The sequence below is a fragment of the Streptomyces sp. NPDC097640 genome, from assembly GCF_040302705.1.
Classification (GTDB): domain Bacteria; phylum Actinomycetota; class Actinomycetes; order Streptomycetales; family Streptomycetaceae; genus Streptomyces.
Genome location: NZ_JBEOSB010000021.1, coordinates 111,867 through 131,662, shown reverse-complemented (window position 1 = coordinate 131,662; position 19,796 = coordinate 111,867). Strand labels below are relative to the sequence as shown.

At 72.8% G+C, this 19,796-nt stretch carries 17 protein-coding genes; 9 read left to right on the top strand and 8 right to left on the bottom strand.

All coding sequences use genetic code 11. The features are described 5' to 3' along the window. The first annotated feature begins 1 nt into the window (after position 1). From zwf to gnd, 4 genes are read left to right on the top strand one after another with little or no spacing between them, the layout of a single operon-like run. Entirely contained in the window at positions 2-1,543 is a 1,542-nt protein-coding gene (gene zwf, locus ABTY62_RS29960; protein ID WP_352132539.1) for a glucose-6-phosphate dehydrogenase, read from the top strand. Further along, on the top strand, positions 1,540-2,505 hold the full coding sequence (gene opcA, locus ABTY62_RS29955; RefSeq protein ID WP_352132538.1) for a glucose-6-phosphate dehydrogenase assembly protein OpcA: 966 nt from the start codon (positions 1,540-1,542) through the stop codon (positions 2,503-2,505). The genes zwf and opcA overlap by 4 nt, the downstream gene beginning before the upstream one ends. Next, positions 2,498-4,162: a glucose-6-phosphate isomerase gene (gene pgi, locus ABTY62_RS29950; RefSeq protein WP_352132537.1), complete on the top strand. Its 1,665-nt coding sequence runs from the start codon at positions 2,498-2,500 to the stop codon at positions 4,160-4,162. The genes opcA and pgi overlap by 8 nt, the downstream gene beginning before the upstream one ends. Position 4,163: 1 nt before the next feature. Next, positions 4,164-5,045: a phosphogluconate dehydrogenase (NAD(+)-dependent, decarboxylating) gene (gene gnd / locus ABTY62_RS29945; protein ID WP_352132536.1), complete on the top strand. Its 882-nt coding sequence runs from the start codon at positions 4,164-4,166 to the stop codon at positions 5,043-5,045. A gap of 274 nt (positions 5,046-5,319) precedes the next feature. Here the strand turns inward: gnd and ABTY62_RS29940 are convergent, their stop codons facing one another. After that, complete coding sequence (locus ABTY62_RS29940) at positions 5,320-6,648, bottom strand: enolase C-terminal domain-like protein (protein WP_352132535.1); 1,329 nt, start codon at positions 6,646-6,648, stop codon at positions 5,320-5,322. A gap of 333 nt (positions 6,649-6,981) precedes the next feature. Here ABTY62_RS29940 and ABTY62_RS29935 point away from each other — a divergent pair, with 333 nt between their 5' ends. The 5 genes from ABTY62_RS29935 to ABTY62_RS29915 all read left to right on the top strand — a co-directional run bounded on the left by ABTY62_RS29935 (position 6,982) and on the right by ABTY62_RS29915 (position 11,827). Next, a complete protein-coding gene (locus ABTY62_RS29935) occupies positions 6,982-7,950 on the top strand; it encodes a TauD/TfdA family dioxygenase (RefSeq protein ID WP_352132534.1) in 969 nt (322 codons plus the stop codon). Positions 7,951-8,036: 86 nt separating this feature from the next. Further along, positions 8,037-9,578 carry an AlkA N-terminal domain-containing protein gene (locus ABTY62_RS29930; protein ID WP_352132533.1) on the top strand — a complete coding sequence of 514 codons (1,542 nt, stop codon included), beginning with the start codon at positions 8,037-8,039 and terminating at the stop codon, positions 9,576-9,578. Next, positions 9,575-10,069: a methylated-DNA--[protein]-cysteine S-methyltransferase gene (locus ABTY62_RS29925; RefSeq protein WP_311728107.1), complete on the top strand. Its 495-nt coding sequence runs from the start codon at positions 9,575-9,577 to the stop codon at positions 10,067-10,069. Before ABTY62_RS29930 ends, ABTY62_RS29925 begins: the two co-directional genes overlap by 4 nt. Further along, positions 10,066-10,749: an alpha-ketoglutarate-dependent dioxygenase AlkB family protein gene (locus tag ABTY62_RS29920; protein ID WP_352132532.1), complete on the top strand. Its 684-nt coding sequence runs from the start codon at positions 10,066-10,068 to the stop codon at positions 10,747-10,749. Before ABTY62_RS29925 ends, ABTY62_RS29920 begins: the two co-directional genes overlap by 4 nt. A gap of 103 nt (positions 10,750-10,852) precedes the next feature. Further along, on the top strand, positions 10,853-11,827 hold the full coding sequence (locus ABTY62_RS29915) for a threonine/serine dehydratase family protein (protein ID WP_352132531.1): 975 nt from the start codon (positions 10,853-10,855) through the stop codon (positions 11,825-11,827). 83 nt (positions 11,828-11,910) lie between these two features. On the opposite strand, the gene ABTY62_RS29910 is transcribed toward ABTY62_RS29915, so the two are convergent. From ABTY62_RS29910 to ABTY62_RS29880, 7 genes are all read right to left on the bottom strand, one after another. After that, positions 11,911-12,261 carry an MmcQ/YjbR family DNA-binding protein gene (locus tag ABTY62_RS29910; RefSeq protein ID WP_352132530.1) on the bottom strand — a complete coding sequence of 117 codons (351 nt, stop codon included), beginning with the start codon at positions 12,259-12,261 and terminating at the stop codon, positions 11,911-11,913. Positions 12,262-12,338: 77 nt separating this feature from the next. Beyond that, positions 12,339-14,147: a gamma-glutamyltransferase family protein gene (locus ABTY62_RS29905; RefSeq protein ID WP_352132529.1), complete on the bottom strand. Its 1,809-nt coding sequence runs from the start codon at positions 14,145-14,147 to the stop codon at positions 12,339-12,341. Between the two features lie 81 nt (positions 14,148-14,228). Next, positions 14,229-15,248, bottom strand: coding sequence for an ABC transporter ATP-binding protein (locus ABTY62_RS29900; RefSeq protein ID WP_352132528.1), 1,020 nt, complete (start codon positions 15,246-15,248; stop codon positions 14,229-14,231). Further along, positions 15,245-16,264 carry an ABC transporter ATP-binding protein gene (locus ABTY62_RS29895; protein ID WP_352132527.1) on the bottom strand — a complete coding sequence of 340 codons (1,020 nt, stop codon included), beginning with the start codon at positions 16,262-16,264 and terminating at the stop codon, positions 15,245-15,247. The genes ABTY62_RS29900 and ABTY62_RS29895 overlap by 4 nt, the downstream gene beginning before the upstream one ends. Then, positions 16,261-17,172 carry an ABC transporter permease gene (locus ABTY62_RS29890; protein WP_502997545.1) on the bottom strand — a complete coding sequence of 304 codons (912 nt, stop codon included), beginning with the start codon at positions 17,170-17,172 and terminating at the stop codon, positions 16,261-16,263. Before ABTY62_RS29890 ends, ABTY62_RS29895 begins: the two co-directional genes overlap by 4 nt. Beyond that, positions 17,169-18,122, bottom strand: a complete 954-nt coding sequence (locus tag ABTY62_RS29885; RefSeq protein ID WP_502997548.1) for an ABC transporter permease — start codon at positions 18,120-18,122, stop codon at positions 17,169-17,171. Before ABTY62_RS29885 ends, ABTY62_RS29890 begins: the two co-directional genes overlap by 4 nt. A gap of 11 nt (positions 18,123-18,133) precedes the next feature. Further along, positions 18,134-19,771 (bottom strand): ABC transporter substrate-binding protein, encoded by a 1,638-nt coding sequence (locus ABTY62_RS29880; protein ID WP_352132525.1) that lies wholly within the window; start codon positions 19,769-19,771, stop codon positions 18,134-18,136. Between the last annotated feature and the right edge of the window lie 25 nt (positions 19,772-19,796).

Below are 19,796 nucleotides of genomic sequence, written 5' to 3'. Positions count from 1 at the left end.
CATGTCGACCGCCACACCCGGCCGGTGGACCAACCCGCTGCTCGACCCGGAGGACCGCCGTCTGCCGCGCATCGCGGGCCCGTCCGGCCTGGTCATCTTCGGTGTCACCGGCGACCTGTCGCGCAAGAAGCTGATGCCGGCCGTCTACGACCTGGCCAACCGCGGCCTGCTGCCGCCGGGCTTCTCCCTCGTGGGCTTCGCCCGCCGCGACTGGGAGGACGAGGACTTCGCCCAGGTCGTGCACGACGCGGTCAGGGAGCACGCCAGGACGCCGTTCCGCGAGGAGGTCTGGCGGCAGCTCGCCGAGGGCATGCGGTTCGTACCCGGTGAGTTCGACGACGACAAGGCGTTCAGGACGCTCCGCGAGACCGTCGACGAGCTCGACGCGGCGCGCGGCACCAGCGGCAACTTCGCCTTCTACCTCTCCGTGCCGCCCAAGTTCTTCCCCACCGTCGTACGGCAGCTCAAGAAGCACGGCCTGTCCGACGCGCCCGGCGGCTCCTGGCGGCGCGCGGTCATCGAGAAGCCCTTCGGACACGACCTGGCCTCCGCCGAGGAGCTGAACCAGGTCGTCCACGAGGTGTTCGCGCCCGACCAGGTGTTCCGCATCGACCACTACCTGGGCAAGGAGACCGTCCAGAACATCCTGGCGCTGCGCTTCGCGAACCAGATGTTCGAGCCGATCTGGAACCGGTCGTATGTCGACCATGTGCAGATCACCATGGCCGAGGACATCGGCATCGGCGGGCGCGCCGGGTACTACGACGGCATCGGCGCGGCCCGGGACGTCATCCAGAACCACCTCCTCCAGCTCCTCGCGCTGACCGCGATGGAGGAGCCCGCCGGGTTCGACGCCCAGTCGCTGGTGACCGAGAAGCTGAAGGTCCTCAAGGCCGTCAAGCTCCCCGCCGACCTCGGCGCGCACACGGTGCGCGGGCAGTACGCGGCCGGCTGGCAGGGCGGCGAGCTGGTGCCGGGTTATCTGGAGGAAGCGGGGATCGCCCCGACCTCCGGGACCGACACCTACGCGGCCATCAAGCTGGAGGTCGACAACCGCCGCTGGGCCGGCGTGCCCTTCTATCTGCGGACCGGCAAGCGGCTCGGGCGGCGGGTCACCGAGATCGCGGTGGTCTTCCAGCGCGCCCCGCACTCCCCCTTCGACACCACCGACACCCAGGAGCTGGGTCAGAACGCCCTGGTCATCCGGGTGCAGCCGGACGAGGGCATCACGGTCCGGTTCGGCTCCAAGGTGCCCGGCACCTCGATGGAGATCCGGGACGTGACGATGGACTTCGCCTACGGCGAGTCGTTCACGGAGGAGAGCCCGGAGGCGTACGAGCGGCTGATCCTCGATGTGCTGCTCGGCGACGCCAACCTGTTCCCGCGCACCGAGGAGGTCGAGGAGTCCTGGAAGATCCTCGACCCCGTGGAGGACTACTGGGACACCCACGGCAGGCCCGAGCAGTACACCGCCGGGACCTGGGGCCCCAAGGCAGCGGACGACATGCTCGCACGAGACGGACGGAACTGGCGCCGGCCATGAACATCGATCTGACCCACACCACATCCAGCAAGATCAACGCGGCCCTCGTGGAGGCCCGCCGGGCCGCGGGCAGCCCCGCCGTCGGCATGGTGCTCACGCTGGTGATCGTCACCGATGAGGGCAACCACTACGACGCGCTCAAGGCCGCCGCCGACGCCTCCCGGGAACACCCCTCGCGCATCCTGGCGGTCATCAAGCGGCCCGGCCGCTCGCCGCGCGACCGCCGCGGCGCCCGCCTCGACGCCGAGGTGCGCGTCGGCGGCGACGCCGGAGGCGGCGAGACCGTCGTCCTGCGGCTGCACGGCGAACTCTCGGACTACGCGGACTCGGTGGTGCTGCCGCTGCTGCTGCCCGACGCCCCGGTCGTGGTCTGGTGGCCGGTCGACGCCCCGGCCCGGCCCGCACAGGACCCGCTGGGCGCGCTCGCGCAGCGGCGGATCACCGACACGTACGCCGTCGAGCAGCCGCTGGAGCAACTGGCCGCCCGCGCCGCCTCGTACGCCCCCGGCGACACCGACCTGGCCTGGACCCGGCTCACCCCGTGGCGGGCCATGCTCGCGGCCGCGCTCGACCAGGCCCGTACGGAGGTCACCTCGGCGGTGGTGGAGAGCGAGGCGGACAACCCGAGCGCCGAGCTGCTGGCCCGCTGGTTCGCGAACCGGCTGAAGGTGCCCGTCGAGCAGGTCGTCACCGACGGCCCGGTGGTCACCGCGGTCCGGCTGCGCACCGCCGCCGGAGAGATCCACATCGACCGGCCGGAGGGCCCGGTGGCCACGCTGTCCATCCCGGGGCAGCCCACCCGCACCCTCGCGCTGAAGGTGCGCAGCACCGCCGAGCTGATCGCCGAGGAACTGCGCCGGCTCGACCCCGACGAGGCGTACGCCGCCGCCCTCCGCGCCCGGGTCACCGCCCCGGCACCGGTACCCGCGGCCTCCGCGAAGAAGGAGCAGAAGGATGTCTGACCCCGTCCGCCTCGACCGGCTGCCCGAGTGGGCCGCGCTGGCGAAGCACCGCGAGGAGTTCGCGGGGGTCCATCTGCGCGACCTGTTCGCGGCCGACGCCGGGCGCGCCGACCGCTATGTGCTGCGCGTCGGGGACCTGCACATCGACTACTCCAAGCACCTGGTGACCGACGAGACGCTGCGGCTGTTCCGGGAGCTGGCGAAGGCGCGCGGCGTCGCGGAGCTGCGGGACGCGATGTTCCGCGGCGAGAAGATCAATGTCACCGAGAAGCGGGCGGTGCTGCACACCGCGCTGCGCGCCCCGCGCGACGCGGTGATCGAGGTCGACGGCGAGAACGTGGTCCCGGCCGTGCACGCGGTGCTGGACAAGATGGCCGCCTTCGCGCGGCGGGTCCGCTCGGGCGAGTGGACCGGCGCCACCGGCAAGCGCATCCGGACCGTCGTCAACATCGGCATCGGCGGCTCGGATCTGGGCCCCGCGATGGCGTACGAGGCGCTGCGCCCGTACTCCGCGCGGGAGTTGGACGTCCGCTTCGTGTCCAATGTGGACGGCGCCGATCTGCACGAGGCCGTGCGGGGCTTGGATCCGGCCGAGACGCTGTTCATCGTCGCGTCGAAGACCTTCACCACGATCGAGACCATCACCAACGCCACCTCCGCCCGCGGCTGGCTGCTGGCCGGGCTCGGCGCCGACGCCGGTGAGGAGGCGGTGGCCAGGCACTTCGTCGCGCTGTCCACCAACGCGGAGAAGGTGGCGGAGTTCGGCATCGACCCCGCCAACATGTTCGAGTTCTGGGACTGGGTCGGCGGCCGCTACTCCTTCGACTCCGCCATCGGTCTGTCCCTGATGATCGCGATCGGCCCGGAGCGGTTCCGCGAGCTGCTCGACGGTTTCCACCTGGTCGACGAGCACTTCCGCACCGCCCCCGCCGAGGCCAACGTGCCGCTGCTGCTGGGGCTGCTGGGGGTGTGGTACGGCGCGTTCTTCGACGCCCAGTCGCACGCGGTACTGCCGTACAGCCACTATCTGTCGAAGTTCACCGCGTATCTGCAACAGCTGGACATGGAGTCCAACGGCAAGTCGGTGGACCGCGAGGGCAGTCCGGTCGGCTGGCAGACCGGCCCGGTCGTGTGGGGCACCCCCGGCACCAACGGCCAGCACGCCTACTACCAGCTGCTGCACCAGGGCACCAAGGTGATCCCGGCCGATCTGATCGGCTTCGCCCGTCCGGTCGCGGAACTCGGCCCCGAACTGGCCGCCCAGCACGACCTGCTGATGGCCAACCTCTTCGCCCAGGGCCAGGCGCTGGCCTTCGGCAAGACCGGGGAGGAGGTGCGCGCCGAGGGCATCGCCGAGGAGCAGGTGGCGCACCGCACCTTCCACGGCAACAAGCCCACCACCACGATCCTGGCCGCCGAGCTCACTCCCTCGGTGCTCGGCCAGCTGATCGCGCTGTACGAGCACAAGGTGTTCGTACAGGGCGCGATCTGGAACATCGACTCCTTCGACCAGTGGGGTGTCGAGCTCGGCAAGGTCCTGGCCAAGCGGGTCGAGCCCGCGCTCACCGAGGGCGCCGCCGTGCCCGGCCTGGACGCCTCCACCGCCGCCCTGGTCGCCGCCTACCGCTCGCTGCGAGCACAGCAAAGGAACAGCTGACATGGAGCTTGGACTCATCGGCCTGGGCAAGATGGGCGGCAACATGCGCGAGCGCATCCGCCGCGCGGGCCACACCGTCATCGGCTACGACCGCGACCCCGGCCTCTCCGACGTCTCCGGCCTCGCCGAGCTCGTCGGCGCGCTCGAGGGCCCGCGCGTGGTGTGGGTCATGGTCCCCGCCGGCGGTCCCACCCAGGCCGTCATCGACGAGCTCGCCGGCCTTCTGTCCCCGGGCGACATCGTGGTCGACGGCGGCAACTCCCGCTGGACCGACGACGAGAAGCACGCGGAGGAGCTGGCCGCGCGCGGCATAGGCTTCGTCGACGCGGGCGTCTCCGGCGGCGTCTGGGGCCTGGAGAACGGTTACGCCCTGATGGTGGGCGGCGACCCCGAGCACATCGCCGTCGTCGAGCCCGTCTTCGACGCGCTCAAGCCCGAGGGCGACTTCGGCTACGTGCACGCCGGGAAGGTCGGTGCCGGACACTTCGCGAAGATGGTCCACAACGGCATCGAGTACGCGATGATGCAGGCCTACGCCGAGGGCTGGGAGCTGCTGGAGGCCGTGGACTCGGTCACCGACGTCCGTGAGGTCTTCCGATCCTGGCGCGAGGGCACCGTCATCCGCTCCTGGCTGCTGGACCTCGCGGTCAACGCCCTGGACGACGACGAGCACCTCCAGAAGCTCCGGGGCTACGCGGAGGACTCCGGCGAGGGCCGCTGGACCGTCGAGGCCGCGATCGACAACGCCGTGCCGCTGCCCGCCATCACGGCCTCGCTCTTCGCCCGGTTCGCGTCCCGCCAGGACGACTCCCCGCAGATCAAGATGATCGCCGCACTGCGCAACCAGTTCGGCGGCCACGCGGTGGAGCCCCGCGAGGGCTGATCCCGCTCCGCCCGCCCGGGGCCCTCGGCACACCGAGGGCCCCGGGCGGCGTACGTGGCGCGGCTGGGCCCTGTCCGGCAGATCTTGACGCCTGCGGCGGCCACGCTGCGGAGCAGCACATCGACGCAGCCCCCGCCCCGCCCCTTCCCGGCCCCTGCCGATGTGCGGCTCCGCCGCGCGGGGGGGGCTCCGCCACAGACCCCGGGGTCCAGGGGCGAAGCCCATGGTTCGGGAAGGGGCGGGGCGGGGCGGGGAAAGATCCGCCGGACCTGGCTCAGCGCACCAGGCAGGGGCGCTTGTTGTCGAACGTCCAGTCCGGGACCAGGTATCGCATGGCGAGGGCGTCGTCACGCGCCCCGAGCGCCTTCTCCTGGTAGAGCTCGTGGGCGGCGAGGAGGCGGTCCATGTCGAGCCGGACGCCCAGGCCGGGGAGGTCGGGGATGGCCACCTCGCCGTCGACGATCCGGGGCGGGTCGACGGTGAGCCGCTCCAGACCCTCCTGCCAGATCCAGTGCGTGTCCAGGGCGTTGTACTCGCCCGGGGCGGCGGCGCCGCAGTGGGCGACCATGGCCAGGGAGATGTCGAAGTGGTTGTTCGAGTGGCATCCCCAGGTGAGCCCCGTCTCATGGCACAGCTGGGCGACCCGGACCGAGCCCTGCATGGTCCAGAAGTGGGGGTCGGCCAGCGGGATGGTCACCGACTGGAGGGCCAGCGCGTGGGTCATCTGCCGCCAGTCGGTGGCGATCATGTTGGTCGCCGTGGGGAGGCCGGTGGCGCGCCGGAACTCCGCCAGGATCTCGCGGCCCGAGTAGCCCCCTTCGGCTCCGCACGGGTCCTCGGCGTAGGCGAGGGTGCCCAGCAGGGGCCGGCACAGCTCGATGGCCTCGCGCAGTGACCAGGCGCCGTTGGGGTCGAGGGTGATCCGGGCCTCGGGGAAGCGCTCCTTGAGCGCCCGGATGGCCTTGACCTCCTCATGGCCCTCCAGGACCCCGCCCTTGAGCTTGAAGTCGCGGAAGCCGTACAGGTCGTAGGTGGCCTCGGCCTGACGGACGATCGCCTCGGGGGTCAGCGCCTCCTCGTGCCGGATGCGGTACCAGTCCACGTCGGAGCCGGGTTCGCGCACATACTCCAGGTCGGTGCGGTCGGGGTCGCCGACGTAGAAGAGATAGCCGAGGACGCGGACGGAATCGCGCTGCTGGCCGTCGCCCAGGAGTGCCGCGACAGGGACGTCGAGGTGCTGTCCCAGCAGGTCGAGCATCGCCGACTCGACGGCGGTGACGGCGTGGACGGTGGTGCGCAGATCGAAGGTCTGTAGTCCCCGCCCTCCGGAGTCCCGGTCGGCGAACCGGTCCCCGATCTCGCGCAGCACGCGCTTGTAGTCGCCCACGCGCGCGCCGACGACGAGGGAGGCGGCGTCGCGCAGTGTCTGGGTGATCTTCTCGCCGCCCGGCACCTCGCCCAGGCCCGTGCGTCCTTCGGAGTCCTCGAGGACGACCACGTTGCGGGTGAAGTAGGGGCCGTGCGCCCCGGAGAGGTTGAGCTCCATGCAGTCCCGGCCGGCGACCGGGTAGACGGAGAAGGCGGTGACGGTTGGCTGACTCATGGACGTCATGGACGGGTTCCCTGCCTCCGAGATAGCTCCACGCATACACACTTCATCTACATATGAAGATGGAGGCTAGGCTGGTGAACGCGATGGGTCAATGGGGTCACGGTCACGGATCGCGATCAGCGGCGCTTTCTTACGGGGCGTGGCCCCGGCGAGTCGAGACGATCAGGAGGCACCGTACGTAGCCCCTCCCAACACGCCGGTACGCGCCCGTCGGACTCCGGGGCCACCGGGGCCACCGGGGCCACCGGGGCGGCATCCTCAGAATCCGCTCAAATCTTCCACAGAAGACGAACATGCGAGCGAGGTGTTCATAAGGTCACGATCATGACCACGAGCCGCAGCCGTACGCACACCTTGCACATCCCCGACTCGTCCCAGGCCGCCGCGGGGGCCGCCCTGGGCGCGGTCGGCGAACTCGGCGACGCCGTGCCCGACACCGGCGTCGGCCTGTATCTGGAGTACGGCGCCAAGCATCTGCGCAACCACCTGCCCGCCCAGGTCCTCGACGCGCTCGCCGAGTGGCGGCACTCCCCCACCGCGTGGCTCACCCTGGCCAATCTGCCGGGCCCCGAGGAACCCGTGCCCACCCCCCGGGACGGGTTCTGCGACGAGTCGCTCCTGAGGACGCCCAACCTCGTGCACTTCGGCATCCTCCGGCTGCTCGGGCTCACGCCGATCGCCTACCCGTGGGAGAACGACGGCCGGCTGATCCGGAATGTGGCACCCCGCGCCGCGTCCGCGGGCTCCCTCACCTCCTGGGGGTACGCCCAGCCTCTCGACTGGCACACCGACGACTCGGTGCTCGACCACCGGCCGGACGCGGCCCCCGCCGAGGCCATCCCCCACTACCTGTCCTTCTACGGCATGCGCAACGACGAGCGGGTGCCCACCGACCTGCTGCTCGTCGACACCGTCCTCAAGACGCTGCCGGACCGGACGGCCGAGGCCCTGCGGCGCCCCGACTTCACGGTGACCGCGCCCGAGTCGTACACCGCCGACGGCGACGGCAGGCCGCTGAGCCGGACCGGCGTGCCCATGCTCTGGACCCTCCCGGACGGCAACGCCGCGCTGCGCTACGGGCCCGGCAGACTCACCGGCCGCACCCCGGAGGCGTGTGACGCACTGGCGGAGTTCGAGCGCCACGCGGCCGCTCTGCCGGGAACTCCGGTGCTGGTCGAGGAGGGCGACTTCCATATCTTCGACAACCGTCGCGTGATGCACCGCCGGGTGCCCTTCCAGCCGCTCGCCGAGGGCCGGGCCCGCTGGCTGCGGCGCTGCTACGCCCACGGCTGAGCGGTCACCCCCGCCGTCCCGCGCGGAAACGCCGTGTCCGATTTCCGCCAGCACTCGGCCCCGCCCTGCCGCAGAGTGGAGGGGTGATGACCGACGACGGCAAGTACGAGGCGGTGTGCAGCCGCGACGCCCGCTTTGACGGCGAGTTCTTCTTCGCCGTCGCCACGACCGGGATCTACTGTCGGCCGAGCTGCCCCGCGATCACGCCGAAGCGCAAGAACGTCCGCTTCTTCCCGACCGCCGCCGCGGCCCAGGGCGCCGGTTTCCGGGCCTGCCGCCGCTGCCGCCCGGACGCGGTGCCCGGCTCCGCGGAGTGGAACGCCCGGGCCGATGTGGTCGGCCGGGCGATGCGGCTGATCGGTGACGGCGTCGTCGACCGCGAGGGGGTGGCCGGGCTCGCCGGGCGGCTGGGCTACAGCGCCCGGCAGGTGCAGCGCCAGCTGAACGCCGAGCTGGGGGCGGGCCCCCTGGCCCTCGCCCGGGCCCAGCGCGGGCACACCGCGCGCATCCTGCTCCAGACGACCGGCATGCAGGCCGCCGAGATCGCGTTCGCGGCCGGGTTCGCCAGCGTGCGGCAGTTCAACGACACCATCCGCGAGATCTACGCCGCCACCCCCAGCGAACTGCGCGCCGCCCGCCCCGGGCCCGCCGCGCGCTTCGGCCCGGTCGGCGCCGGGGACGGAGCGGCCGGGATCCCGGTGCGGCTCGCCTTCCGCGGTCCGTACGCCTCCGCCGAGGTCTTCGACCACCTTTGCGACCAGGCCCTCGCGGGCGTCGAGGAGATCCTCGGCACGCGCGGCTCCCGCACCTACCGGCGCGCCCTGCGGCTGCCGGGCGGGGCCGGGATCGCGGAGGTCGGCGAGGCGCCCGGCGCGGGCGGCTGGCTGGAGTGCCGGCTGCACCTGGCCGATCTGCGCGACCTGACCACCGCCACCCAGCGGATGCGCCGCCTGTTCGACCTGGACGCCGACCCGTACGCGGTCGGCGAGCGGCTGGGCGCGGACCCCGCGCTCGCGCCGCTGGTGGCCCGGCGGCCGGGGCTGCGCGCGCCCGGCGCGGTCGATCCGCACGAGCTGGCGGTCCGCACGGTGCTGGGCCGGCATGTCTCACCGGCGAAGGCGCGCGGGCTCGGCGAGGCGCTGCTGGCGGCGTACGGCGAGCCGCTGGAGACGCCGAGCGGCGGGCTGACCCATCTCTTCCCCCGCGCGGACCGGCTGGCCGAAGCGGGCCTCAGCGAGCTCCACATGCCCGACGCGCGCCGTGACACCCTGCGCGCGCTCGGTACGGCGCTCGCCGACGGCACCGTCCGGCTCGACGCCGGCGCCGACCGCGACGAGGCGGAGAAGGCGCTGCTGGACCTGGACGGCATCGGCCCTCGGACGGCCGGCTACATCCGGATGCGGGCGCTGGGCGACCCTGATGTGCTGCTGACCTCGGATGAGGCGGTACGGGCGGGGATGCGGCACACCGGCGCCGAGGCGGTCGACGCCGAAGCCTGGCGGCCCTGGCGCAGCTATGCCATGCACCACTTCCGGCTCGCCGCCGCGGACCGCGACACTTCTGACGAGCACGACACGCGCGAACGGCGTGAGAAACACCAGCCTCACCACGAAAGGAAAGACCGATGACGGTCTACACGACGGTCGACAGCCCGCTGGGCGAACTGCTGCTGGTGGGTGAGGAGTCGAAGACCGCCGAGGGCGGCACCGCCCTCGCCTCCCTGTCGCTGCCCGGGCAGAAGGGCGGGGCGGTCGTTCAGGACGGCTGGCGGCGGTCGCCGGAGGCGTTCACCGAGATCGTCTCCCAGCTGCGCGCGTACTTCGCCGGCGAGCTGACCCGGTTCGACCTCGAGTACGTGACCCGCGGCAGCGCGTTCCAGCAGCGGGTGTGGCAGGCCCTGGACACCATCCCGTACGGCACCACGACCACCTACGGCGGGCTCGCCGAGCGGATCGGGGCCCCGCGCGGGGCGGTGCGCGCCCTGGGCACCGCGCTCGGCGCGAACCCGCTGCTGGTGGTGCGCCCCTGCCACCGGGTGATCGGCGCGAACGGCACACTGACCGGCTACGCGGGCGGCCTGGAGCGCAAACGGCAGCTGCTGGCCCACGAGGGCGTATGAGCGCGCTGATCCCACGGCCGCGCCTGGAGGTCGCTCCGGGCGCGGTGCATGTTCCCGGCTGGCTCACACCACAGCAGCAGCGCGACCTCGTGGCGGCCTGCCGGGCCTGGGCCGTCGGGCCCGTCCCGATCCGGTACACCAGGCTGCCGAACGGGGGCGTCATGTCCGTCCGGACCGTGTGCGTCGGCTGGCACTGGCTGCCGTACCGGTACAGCCGTACGGCCGACGATGTGAACGGCGCCCGGGTCGCGGAGTTCCCCCGCTGGATGGTGGAGCTGGGCCGCCGCGCGCTGGCCGAGGCCTACGGGAAGGAGCCAACCGAGTCCGCCGAGTGGGCCGCGGCCGACTACACACCCGACACGGCGCTGATCAACTTCTATGACGGCGCCGCCAAGCTCGGTATGCACCAGGACAAGGACGAGAAGTCCTCCGCGCCGGTCGTCTCGCTGAGCATCGGGGACACCTGTGTCTTCCGGATCGGCAACACCGCGACCCGCACCCGGCCGTACACCGATATCGAGCTGGCCTCCGGGGATCTGTTCGTCTTCGGCGGCCCTTCGCGGTACGTGTACCACGGGGTGCCCCGGGTCCATGAGGGCACCGGCGACCCCGCCACCGGGCTGCGCTCGGGGCGGTTGAACATCACGATGCGGGTGACCGGGCTCCATGACGCCTCCTGACCCTCCCGGGCGGGGTGGTTAGGGTGTCGATCACGGGCGATACGGCGACTCCCCGTCGCCGGCCGCCGCGTCCCCTGGCACTCTCACAGGAAGGTGGGCCGTGATGGACATCGCCAACATCACAGACATCCAGGCGATCGAGGCGGCAGCCGAGCGGATCGCCGGACATGTCGTGCGCACCCCGACCGTGGCGAGCCCGGGGCTGACGGAGCTGCTGGGCGCGCCGGTCACCACCAAGCTGGAGTTGCTCCAGCGCACCGGCTCCTTCAAGGCGCGCGGGGCGACGGCGAAGCTCCTGTCGCTGAGCGAGGCCGAGCGCGCGGCGGGCGTGGTGGCGGTGAGCGGCGGCAACCACGGGATCGCGCTCGCGGTGATGTCCGGCGCCCTGGATGTGAAGGCGACCGTCGTGATGCCGCGGGCGGCGCCCGCGCGCGCCGCCCGGATCGCGGAGGCGGCGGGGGCCACGGTGCGGCTGACGGAGGACATGGAGGGCGCGTTCGCCCTGATGTCACAGCTGGAGGCCGAGGGGCTGACGCTGGTGCACCCCTATGACGACCCCGTGGTGGTGGCCGCGCAGGGCACGGTCGGCCTGGAACTGGCCGACGACGCCGACGAGTTGACCGATGTGCTGGTCAGCATCGGCGGTGGCGGGCTGATCGCCGGGGTCGCCGCGGCGCTGCGCGCGCGGCGGCCCGGGGTGCGGATCTGGGGTGTGGAGACCGAAGGGGCCCAGGCCATGTCCGAGGCGCTGGCCGCGGGCGGCCCGGTGCCGGTCGCGCTGTCCTCGATTGTCTCCACCCTCAGCGCGCCGTCCGTCTGCGAGCTCACCTACGAGCATGTGTCCGCCCTGGTCACCGAGGTGCTGGTGGTGTCGGACGCGGAGGCGGTGCGGGGCACCCTCGACCTCGCCGAGCATGCGAAGGTCTGGGCCGAGCCCGCGGCCGGCTGCCTTCTGCCGGCCGCGCGGCGGGTGCTGGAGCGGGTGGGCGACGGGGCCCGGCTGGGGCTGGTGGTCTGCGGCGGCAATGTGAGCCCGTGGGACGTGATGTCCTGGGCGGACCGCTTCGGCCTGCGCTGAATCCGCCCGCCCGGCCCTGAGTTCGGCCGGAGCATCCGGTACGGCAGCGGGGTGGCCTGCGCCGCCACCCTGTCACCGTGGGCTTACCGCCCCGTCTTCCCGGCCCGTGCCTCCAGGAGCCGGGGCGGCGCGGCCTGCTTCCAGGAGTCCACGAGGATGTCGCGCAGCTCGTCCCTGTCCTCCAGCGCGGCGAGCCGCACCCGCACCCAGGCGAAGCTCGCCTCGTGGTCGGCGATCCAGAACTTCTCCGGCTCGGCGAGGACCAGTTCGTTCCGCTCCTCCTTGGGACATCTGACGGCCATCGACGTCTCGTCCTCGGGGAGCGTGGCGAACATCTTTCCGGCGACCCGGAAGGTGGGCATGGACCAGGCGATCTTCTCCGTCGTCTCGGGGAGCGACAGCGCGATTTCACGGACATCGTCGGACGTGGTCATGGGATGACCGTAAGGCACGGCACCGACACCCGCCCGGCCAGGCCGTTCGCCACCGGAGAGCGGGCCGGGCCCCGGTGTCAGCGGCCCACCGCGTACCCCTGGGCGCCACGGGGGTTGGCGGCCGCCAGGAGGACGCCGGTGTCGGGGTCGCGGGCGACCGCGCACAGCCGGCCCTCGGTCCAGGCGCCGCCGACCGTGACGTCATGGCCGCGGCGGCGGAGTTCGGCGATGGCGGGCTCGCCGATCCGGGACTCGACCACGACCTTCCCCGCCGCCATCGACCGCGGGTGGAACGAGCCGGGGAAGCTCTCCTGGTGCCAGTTGGGCGCGTCGATGGCGCCCTGGAGGTCGAGTCCCGAGCGCACCGGCGCGCGCAGGGCGACGGCGAGGAAGAAGTGGGTGCTCCACTGGTCCTGCTGGTCGCCGCCGGGGGTGCCGAAGGCCATGACGGGGGTGGAGCCGCGCAGCGCGAGGGAGGGGGTGAGGGTGGTGCGGGGGCGGCGGCCGGGGGTGAGGGAGCCCGGCAGCCCGGGGTCCAGCCAGGTCATCTGGAGCCGGGTGCCGAGCGGAAAGCCGAGCGTGGGGATCACGGGGTTGGACTGGAGCCAGCCGCCGCTGGGGGTGGCGGCGACCATGTTGCCCCAGCGGTCGACCACGTCGAGGTGGCAGGTGTCGCCGCGGGTGGTGCCGTCGGGGCCGACGGTGGGCTCCCCGGCGCCGGGGGCGGTGGCGGGCCCGGGGGTGTGCGACGCCGACCGCGCGATCGCGGCCAGGGCCTGCCGGCTCAGGCGCGGTTCGCGGCCGCCGGGCCGTCCGGGCCGCAGCTCGTGGCTGGCGCGCTCGCCGATGAGCGCCCGCCGCTCGTCGTTGTACGGGGCGGAGAGCAGGTCGTCGAGGGGGACGTCGGCGGAGTCGCCGTACCAGGCCTCGCGGTCGGCCATGGCCAGCTTGCCGCCCTCGATGAGGGTGTGCAGATAGTCGGGGGTTCCGTAGTCGTCGGCGGTCAGTCCGGGCGGCAGCAGGGCGAGTTGCTGGAGGAACACCGGGCCCTGGCTCCAGGGTCCGGCCTTGCACACCGTCCAGCCGTTCCAGTCGTAGGAGACGGGGGCCTCGTAGGTGGCGGCGAAGGCCGCGAGGTCGTCGCGGGTGAGGGTGCCGGCGTGGCGTTCCCCGGACGAGTCCATGGTGGGCCGGGCGGCGGCCTCGGCGAGCGCCTCGGCGATGAAGCCCTCGCGCCAGATCCCGCGGGCGGCGTCGATCCTGGTCTCGCGGCCGGGGCCCGCCGCCTCGGCCTCGGTGAGCAGCCGCCGCCAGGTCGCGGCGAGGGCGGGGTTCTTCAGCAGCCGCCCGGGGGCGGGGGCCTTGCCGCCGGGCAGGTAGAGCGCGGCCGAGGTGGTCCACTCGGTCTCGAAGAGCTCTCGTACCGTCTCGACGGTCTCGCCGACGCGCTCGACGGCGGGATGGCCGTGCTCGGCGTAGCCGATGGCGTACTTCAGGACGTCGGCGAGTTGTTTGGTGCCGTGGTCGCGCAGCAGCATCATCCAGGCGTCGAACGCGCCGGGCACGGCCGCGGCGAGCGGGCCGGTGCCGGGGACCAGGTCGAGACCGAGCGAGGTGTAGTGGTCGATGGTGGCCCCGGCGGGGGCCGGGCCCTGCCCGCACAGCACGGTCGGGGCTGAGCCCGCCGGGGCGAGGATGATCGGCACCTCTCCGGCCGGGCCGTTCAGGTGCGGTTCGACGACATGGAGGACGAACCCGGCGGCCACGGCCGCGTCGAAGGCGTTGCCCCCGTCCTCCAGGACGGCCATGGCGGACTGGGAGGCCAGCCAGTGGGTGGAGGACACCATGCCGTGGGTGCCCTGGAGGGTGGGGCGGGTGGTGAACATGAAGCGGCTCTCCTGGTCTCGGTACGGCTCGATCGTTCCACGCGGGTGCGGGCGAGGCGGGCTTGCGTCGGCCGGCTCTGGTCAGCGGGGCGGGGCCGAGGCGTCCGGCGCGGTGCCGTCGTCGGCCACCAGATGGCAGGAGACCTGCCGTCCGCCGCCGGGCAGCTCGCGCAGGGCGGGGGGCTCGGTGCGGCAGCGGTCGGTGGCGAGCGGGCAGCGGGTGTGGAAGCGGCAGCCCGCGGGCGGGTCGAGCGGGCTGGGCAGCTCCCCGCTGAGCAGGATCCGGGCGCGGGTCCGCTGCCGGGGCGGGTCGGGCACGGGGGCTGCGGACAGCAGCGCCTGGGTGTAGGGGTGCTTGGGGTCGGCGAACAGCTCGGCGGCCGGGGCCTGTTCCACCAGCTGCCCCAGGTACATGACGGCGATCCGGTCGGCGAGGTACTCGACGGCGGCCAGGTCGTGGGTGATGAACAGACAGCCGAAGTGCCGGTCCCGCTGGAGGTCCGCCAGCAGATTGAGGACGGACGCCTGGACGGAGACGTCCAGCGCCGAGGTCGGCTCGTCGGCGACCAGCAGCCGGGGGTCGACGGACAGGGCGCGGGCGATGGAGACGCGCTGCCGCTGGCCGCCGGACAGCTCGTGCGGGCGCCGCCGGGCGTGTTCGGGGCGCAGCCCCACCTGTTCGAGCAGCGTGGCGACCCGCTCGCGCAGGGCGTCGCCGGTGGCGATGCGGTGCAGCCGCAGCGGTTCGGCGACGATGGCGCCCACGGTCATCCGGGGGTCGAGCGAGGAGGACGGGTCCTGGAAGACGAGGTGGAAGTCCTTGCGCAGCGGGCGCAGCGCGCGCCGGGACAGGCGGGTGATGTCGCGGCCGTTGATGCGTACGGTGCCGTCGGTGGGACGGTCGAGCCGTACGGCGCAGCGGCCCACGGTGGACTTGCCGCTGCCCGACTCGCCGACCAGGCCGAGGATCTCGCCCCGGCCGATGGTGAGGCTGACGCCGTCGACGGCCTTGACGGTGCCCGCGCCACCGGCGAAGTGGCGTTTGAGGCCGACGATGTCAAGGACGGGGTGGGCGGGCTCGGCCGGGGGTGCGGCGTTCACTGGGCGGCCTCCTCGGACCGGTGGGGCAGGGGCGTCCGTACGGGGTGCCAGCAGGCGGCGTGGTGCGCCTCGTGCAGCGGCAGCAGGTCCGGGCGGGCGGTGGCGCACTGCTGGTCGGCGGCGGCGCAGCGGGGCTGGAAGGTGCACCGGTCGGGCTGCTCGGTCAGGCTCGGGACGAGGCCGGGGATCTCCTGGAGCCGTGGTCTGCCCTGGCGGGCCGCGGTGCGGTCGCGTACGGGCACGGCGCCCAGGAGGCCGCGGGTGTAGGGGTGGCGCGGATCGGCGAACAGGTCGTCCACGAGGGCCTGTTCGACGGCGCGTCCCGCGTACATCACCAGGACCCGGTCGGCGATGTCGGCGACGACGCCGAGGTCGTGGGTGATCAGGACGATCGCGGTGCCGAGCCGCTCCCGCAGGGAGCGCAGCACCTCCAGGATGCCCGCCTGGACGGTGACGTCCAGGGCGGTGGTGGGTTCGTCGGCGATGAGGACGGCGGGGTCGCAGGCGATGGCGATGGCGATCATCACCCGCTGGCGCATGCCGCCGCTGAGCTGGTGGGGGTAGTCGCCGGCGCGTCGGCCGGGCGCGGGGATGCCGACGAGGTCGAGCAGTTCGACGGCGTGGTCGCGGGCCTCGCGCCGGCTCATCCCCCGGTGGCGGCCGAGGACCTCGCGGACCTGGCGGCCGATGGTGAGGACGGGGTTCAGCGAGGTCATCGGCTCCTGGAAGATCATCGCGATCTCCTTGCCGCGGACGTCCCTCAGTTCCTTGTCGGGGGCGCCGACGAGCTCCCGGCCGCCGAGCCGTATCGAGCCGGTGACCTCGGCGGTGGGCGGCAGCAGGCCCATGACGGCGGTGGAGGTCACGGACTTGCCGCAGCCGGACTCGCCGACGACGGCCAGGACTTCGCCGGCGGCCACGTCGTACGACAGGCCGTCGACCGCGTGCACCGAGCGGCCGGGGCTGCGGAAGACGACGGACAGGTCCCGGACGCTGAGCGCGGGGGGCGTGGTCATCGGCTGTCTCCACGGGGGTCGAGGATGTCGCGCAGCCCGTCGCCGAGCAGGTTGAACGCGAGGGTCGCGGCCACGATCGCCACGCCCGGGAAGACGGCCATCCAGGGGGCGGCGGCGATATACGCCTGGGCGCTGGAGAGCATCACCCCGAGCGAGGGGGACGGGGGCTGGACGCCGAGGCCGAGGAAGCTGAGCAGCGCCTCCCCGATGATGGCGCCCGGGATGCCGACGGTGGCCTGGACGGTGAGCGCCGACAGGGAGTTGGGCAGGATGTGTCCGAAGAGCACGGTCCGGTCGCCGCCGCCGTTGGCGACGGCCGCGGCGACGTAGTCGAGGTGTTTGAGGCGCAGCGTCTCCGCCCGGGTGATGCGGATGACAGCGGGGATCTGGGACACGCCGATGGCGAGGGTGGCGTTGAGCAGCGAGGGTCCGAGGATGGTGGCGAGGCCGACCGCCAGCACCAGGAAGGGGAAGGCGAGCAGGGTGTCGGTGAGCCGGGAGACCACGGAGTCGGCGAGGCGCCCGTAGTAGCCGGCGGCCAGGCCGAGCGGCACCCCGACGGCGAAGGCCAGCGCCACCGCGAGCAGTCCGATCTGGAGCGAGGCCCGCACTCCGTGGAGGACCCGGGAGAGCTGGTCGCGGCCGAGGTCGTCGGTGCCGAGCCAGTGTGCCCAGCTCGGCGGGTGGAGGGCGGCGGTGAAGTCGGGCCGGGTGGGGTCGTAGGGCGCGATCAGCGGCGCGAACAGGGCGATCAGGACGAGGAGCGCGGCGGCGACGGCGCCGGTGAGGGCGAGCGGGTTGCGGAGCAGCAGCCGGACCGGGGAGGGCGGCGTGTCGGGCGCGGGGGCGGGTTCGCCGGTGGCGGGGGCGGTGGGGGCCGGGTTGGCCGGGTTGCCTATGACAGTCACCGGGCACCTCCGAGCCGGATGCGGGGGTCGATCAGCGAATAGGCCAGGTCGACCAGCAGGTTGACCAGGATGTACGCGGCGGAGGTGAACAGCACCACGCCCTGGACCATCGCGTAGTCCCGGGAGAACACCGCGTCGATGGTGAGCTTGCCGAAGCCGGGCAGGACGAAGATCTGCTCGGTGACGACGGCGCCCGAGATGAGATGGCCGAGTTGCAGACCGAGGACGGTGACGACGGTGACCAGGCTGTTGCGCAGCGCGTGGGAGCCGATCACCTGGCGGCGGGAGAGGCCCTTGGCGCGAGCGGTGCGGATGTAGTCGGCGGACAGCGAGCCGAGCATGGCGGCGCGGGTCTGTCGCATGACGACCGCCGCGAGGCCGGAGCCGAGGACGATCGCCGGAAGCACCATGTGCCGCAGGTTCTCCACCGGGTCGACGCCGAAGGGGACGAAGCCGGAGGCGGAGAACACGGGGACGGCGATGGCGAAGGTGAGGATCAGCACGATGCCGAGCCAGAAGGCGGGGATCGAAAGGCCCAGCAGCGCCAGGGCGTTCACCAGCCACTCCTCGGGCCTGCCGCGCCTGACCGCGGCCACGACCCCGGCGCTGACGCCGACGAGGACGGCGAGCAGCAGGGCCAGTGCGGAGAGTTCGAGGGTGACGGGCAGCGCGTCGAGGACGGAGTCGAGCACGGGGAGGCCGGTGCGGGAGGAGGTCCCCAGGTCGCCGGTGACGGCGTGGCGCACATAGCGCAGGTACTGGATCACGATGTTGTCGTCGAGCCCGTAGGCGCGGCGGATCCCGGCGATCGCCTCGGGGGTGGCCTCCTCGCCGGCCAGGGCGGTGGCCGTGTCGCCGGGCAGGGCCCGGACACCGGCGAAGACCACGACGCTGACCAGGAAGAGGGTGATGAGCGACTCGCCGATCCGGCGCAGCAGATAGCGGGGCATCGGCCGGGACATCAGCGGTCTCCCTTCGTGTAACCGGCTTCCTTCACCCGGATCAGTCCGTCGCCGAGGACCCGCAGTCCTGCGATGTCCTTGGCCGCGGACACATAGTTGTTGGGCTGGATGAGGTAGAGCACGGTGTGCCGGCTCCTGATGCGCTCCACGAGCCGTTGGTAGATCTTCTTGCGGTCGGCCACATCGGCGGTGGAGTGTCCGTCGGCGATGAGCTTGTCGGTGGCGGGGTCGGACAGTCCGCCGTAGTTCTGGGCGCCGCCCGTGCCGGCGAACGCGTCGATGTTTCCGGCCGGGTCGAGCCGGCCGGACCAGTTGGTGGTGGCGGCCTGGAAGTCGCCGGAGCGGGCGTGTTGCAGTCCGGTGGCGAACTCGGTCGGCCGCAGGGTCACCTCGAAACCGGCCTCCTTGGCCATGGCCTGGACGACCTGGCCGAGCCGACTGTCCTCCGGTGTGGTGCTGACCTGGAGCCGCACCCGCACCGGGGTGGACACTCCGGCCTGTCTCAGCAGCCGCCTGGCCTTCGCGGGGTCGGCGGCGGGGCAGTCGGCCGCGGCGGCGTAGGGGGTGCCCTCGGGGAGCGGGCCGCAGGTGGGCCGGTACATCCCCTGGAAGACGATCTTGTTGATCAGCGCCCGGTCCAGGGAGAGGTCGAACGCCTCGCGCACCCGTACGTCCCGGGCGATCGGGGTGTCGATACGGCCCGGCGGCTCCCCGGCGCCCTTGGTGTTGCCGATGTTGAGGGTGAGCCCGTAGTAGCCGAGCGAGGGCGAGTGGAACAGCTGGAGCCCCGGCTCGGTGAGCGCCCTGCCGACCTGGACCGGGTCCATCTGGTCGCCGACCTGGATGTCGCCGGAGAGCAGATTCGCCATGCGGACGTTGCCGTCGGTGATGGTGCGGTAGACGACCCGGTCGAGGCGGACCTTCTTCGCGTCGTAGTAGTACGGGTCCTTCCGCAGCACGATGCGGTCGCCGACGACCCGCTCCTCGTAGCGGAACGGCCCGACGCAGGTGGGGTGGCTCGCGAACCGGTCGCCGTAGGTCTTCAGCGCCTTGGGGGACATGACCATCCCCGAGCGGTCGGCGAGGAGCGAGAGGAGCGGGACGTACGGCTCGCTGAGCCGCAGCCGGACCGTGTCGTCCCCGATGGCGCTGACGCCGGTCACGGGTTTCAGCTCGCCCGCGCGGGTGGAGCCGGTCAGCGTCTTGTGCCGTTCGAGGGAGGTTTTGACGGCCCGTGCGTCCAGGGGGGTGCCGTCGGCGAACCGGATGCCCTCGCGGAGGCGGATGGTGACGGTGCGTCCGTGGTCGGTGGTCTTCGGGAGCGCGGCGGCGAGCTGCGGCACGATCTTGTTGTCCTGGTCGACGTCGTACAGCTTCTCGCACATGGCGGAGAAGACGGTCCGGCCGACGGCGGTGCTGGCCAGGGTCGGGTCGAGTTTGTCGGGGTCGGACTTGAGCGCGACGGTGAGCGTGCCGCCGTCGCGGACGGGCCGGGGGTCGGCCATCCGGACCGGGCCGGTCTCGGTCGCGGGACTGGCCAGGGAGGCGCAGCCGACGGTGGCGCCGAGCGCTCCGCAGAGGACGAGGGCGATGGCGGCCCGGGGCGAAGGCGGCAGGGGCAGGCGGCGTGGGCGCATGGCTGTCTTGCCTTACTGGTGGGGA

Coding starts and splice junctions, on each gene's coding strand:
- zwf (WP_352132539.1), top strand. CDS start 2: ATGTCGACCGCCACACCCGGCCGGTGGACCAACCCGCTGCTCGACCCG.
- opcA (WP_352132538.1), top strand. CDS start 1,540: ATGAACATCGATCTGACCCACACCACATCCAGCAAGATCAACGCGGCC.
- pgi (WP_352132537.1), top strand. CDS start 2,498: ATGTCTGACCCCGTCCGCCTCGACCGGCTGCCCGAGTGGGCCGCGCTG.
- gnd (WP_352132536.1), top strand. CDS start 4,164: ATGGAGCTTGGACTCATCGGCCTGGGCAAGATGGGCGGCAACATGCGC.
- ABTY62_RS29940 (WP_352132535.1), bottom strand. CDS start 6,648: ATGAGTCAGCCAACCGTCACCGCCTTCTCCGTCTACCCGGTCGCCGGC.
- ABTY62_RS29935 (WP_352132534.1), top strand. CDS start 6,982: ATGACCACGAGCCGCAGCCGTACGCACACCTTGCACATCCCCGACTCG.
- ABTY62_RS29930 (WP_352132533.1), top strand. CDS start 8,037: ATGACCGACGACGGCAAGTACGAGGCGGTGTGCAGCCGCGACGCCCGC.
- ABTY62_RS29925 (WP_311728107.1), top strand. CDS start 9,575: ATGACGGTCTACACGACGGTCGACAGCCCGCTGGGCGAACTGCTGCTG.
- ABTY62_RS29920 (WP_352132532.1), top strand. CDS start 10,066: ATGAGCGCGCTGATCCCACGGCCGCGCCTGGAGGTCGCTCCGGGCGCG.
- ABTY62_RS29915 (WP_352132531.1), top strand. CDS start 10,853: ATGGACATCGCCAACATCACAGACATCCAGGCGATCGAGGCGGCAGCC.
- ABTY62_RS29910 (WP_352132530.1), bottom strand. CDS start 12,261: ATGACCACGTCCGACGATGTCCGTGAAATCGCGCTGTCGCTCCCCGAG.
- ABTY62_RS29905 (WP_352132529.1), bottom strand. CDS start 14,147: ATGTTCACCACCCGCCCCACCCTCCAGGGCACCCACGGCATGGTGTCC.
- ABTY62_RS29895 (WP_352132527.1), bottom strand. CDS start 16,264: ATGACCACGCCCCCCGCGCTCAGCGTCCGGGACCTGTCCGTCGTCTTC.
- ABTY62_RS29885 (WP_502997548.1), bottom strand. CDS start 18,122: ATGCCCCGCTATCTGCTGCGCCGGATCGGCGAGTCGCTCATCACCCTC.
- ABTY62_RS29880 (WP_352132525.1), bottom strand. CDS start 19,771: ATGCGCCCACGCCGCCTGCCCCTGCCGCCTTCGCCCCGGGCCGCCATC.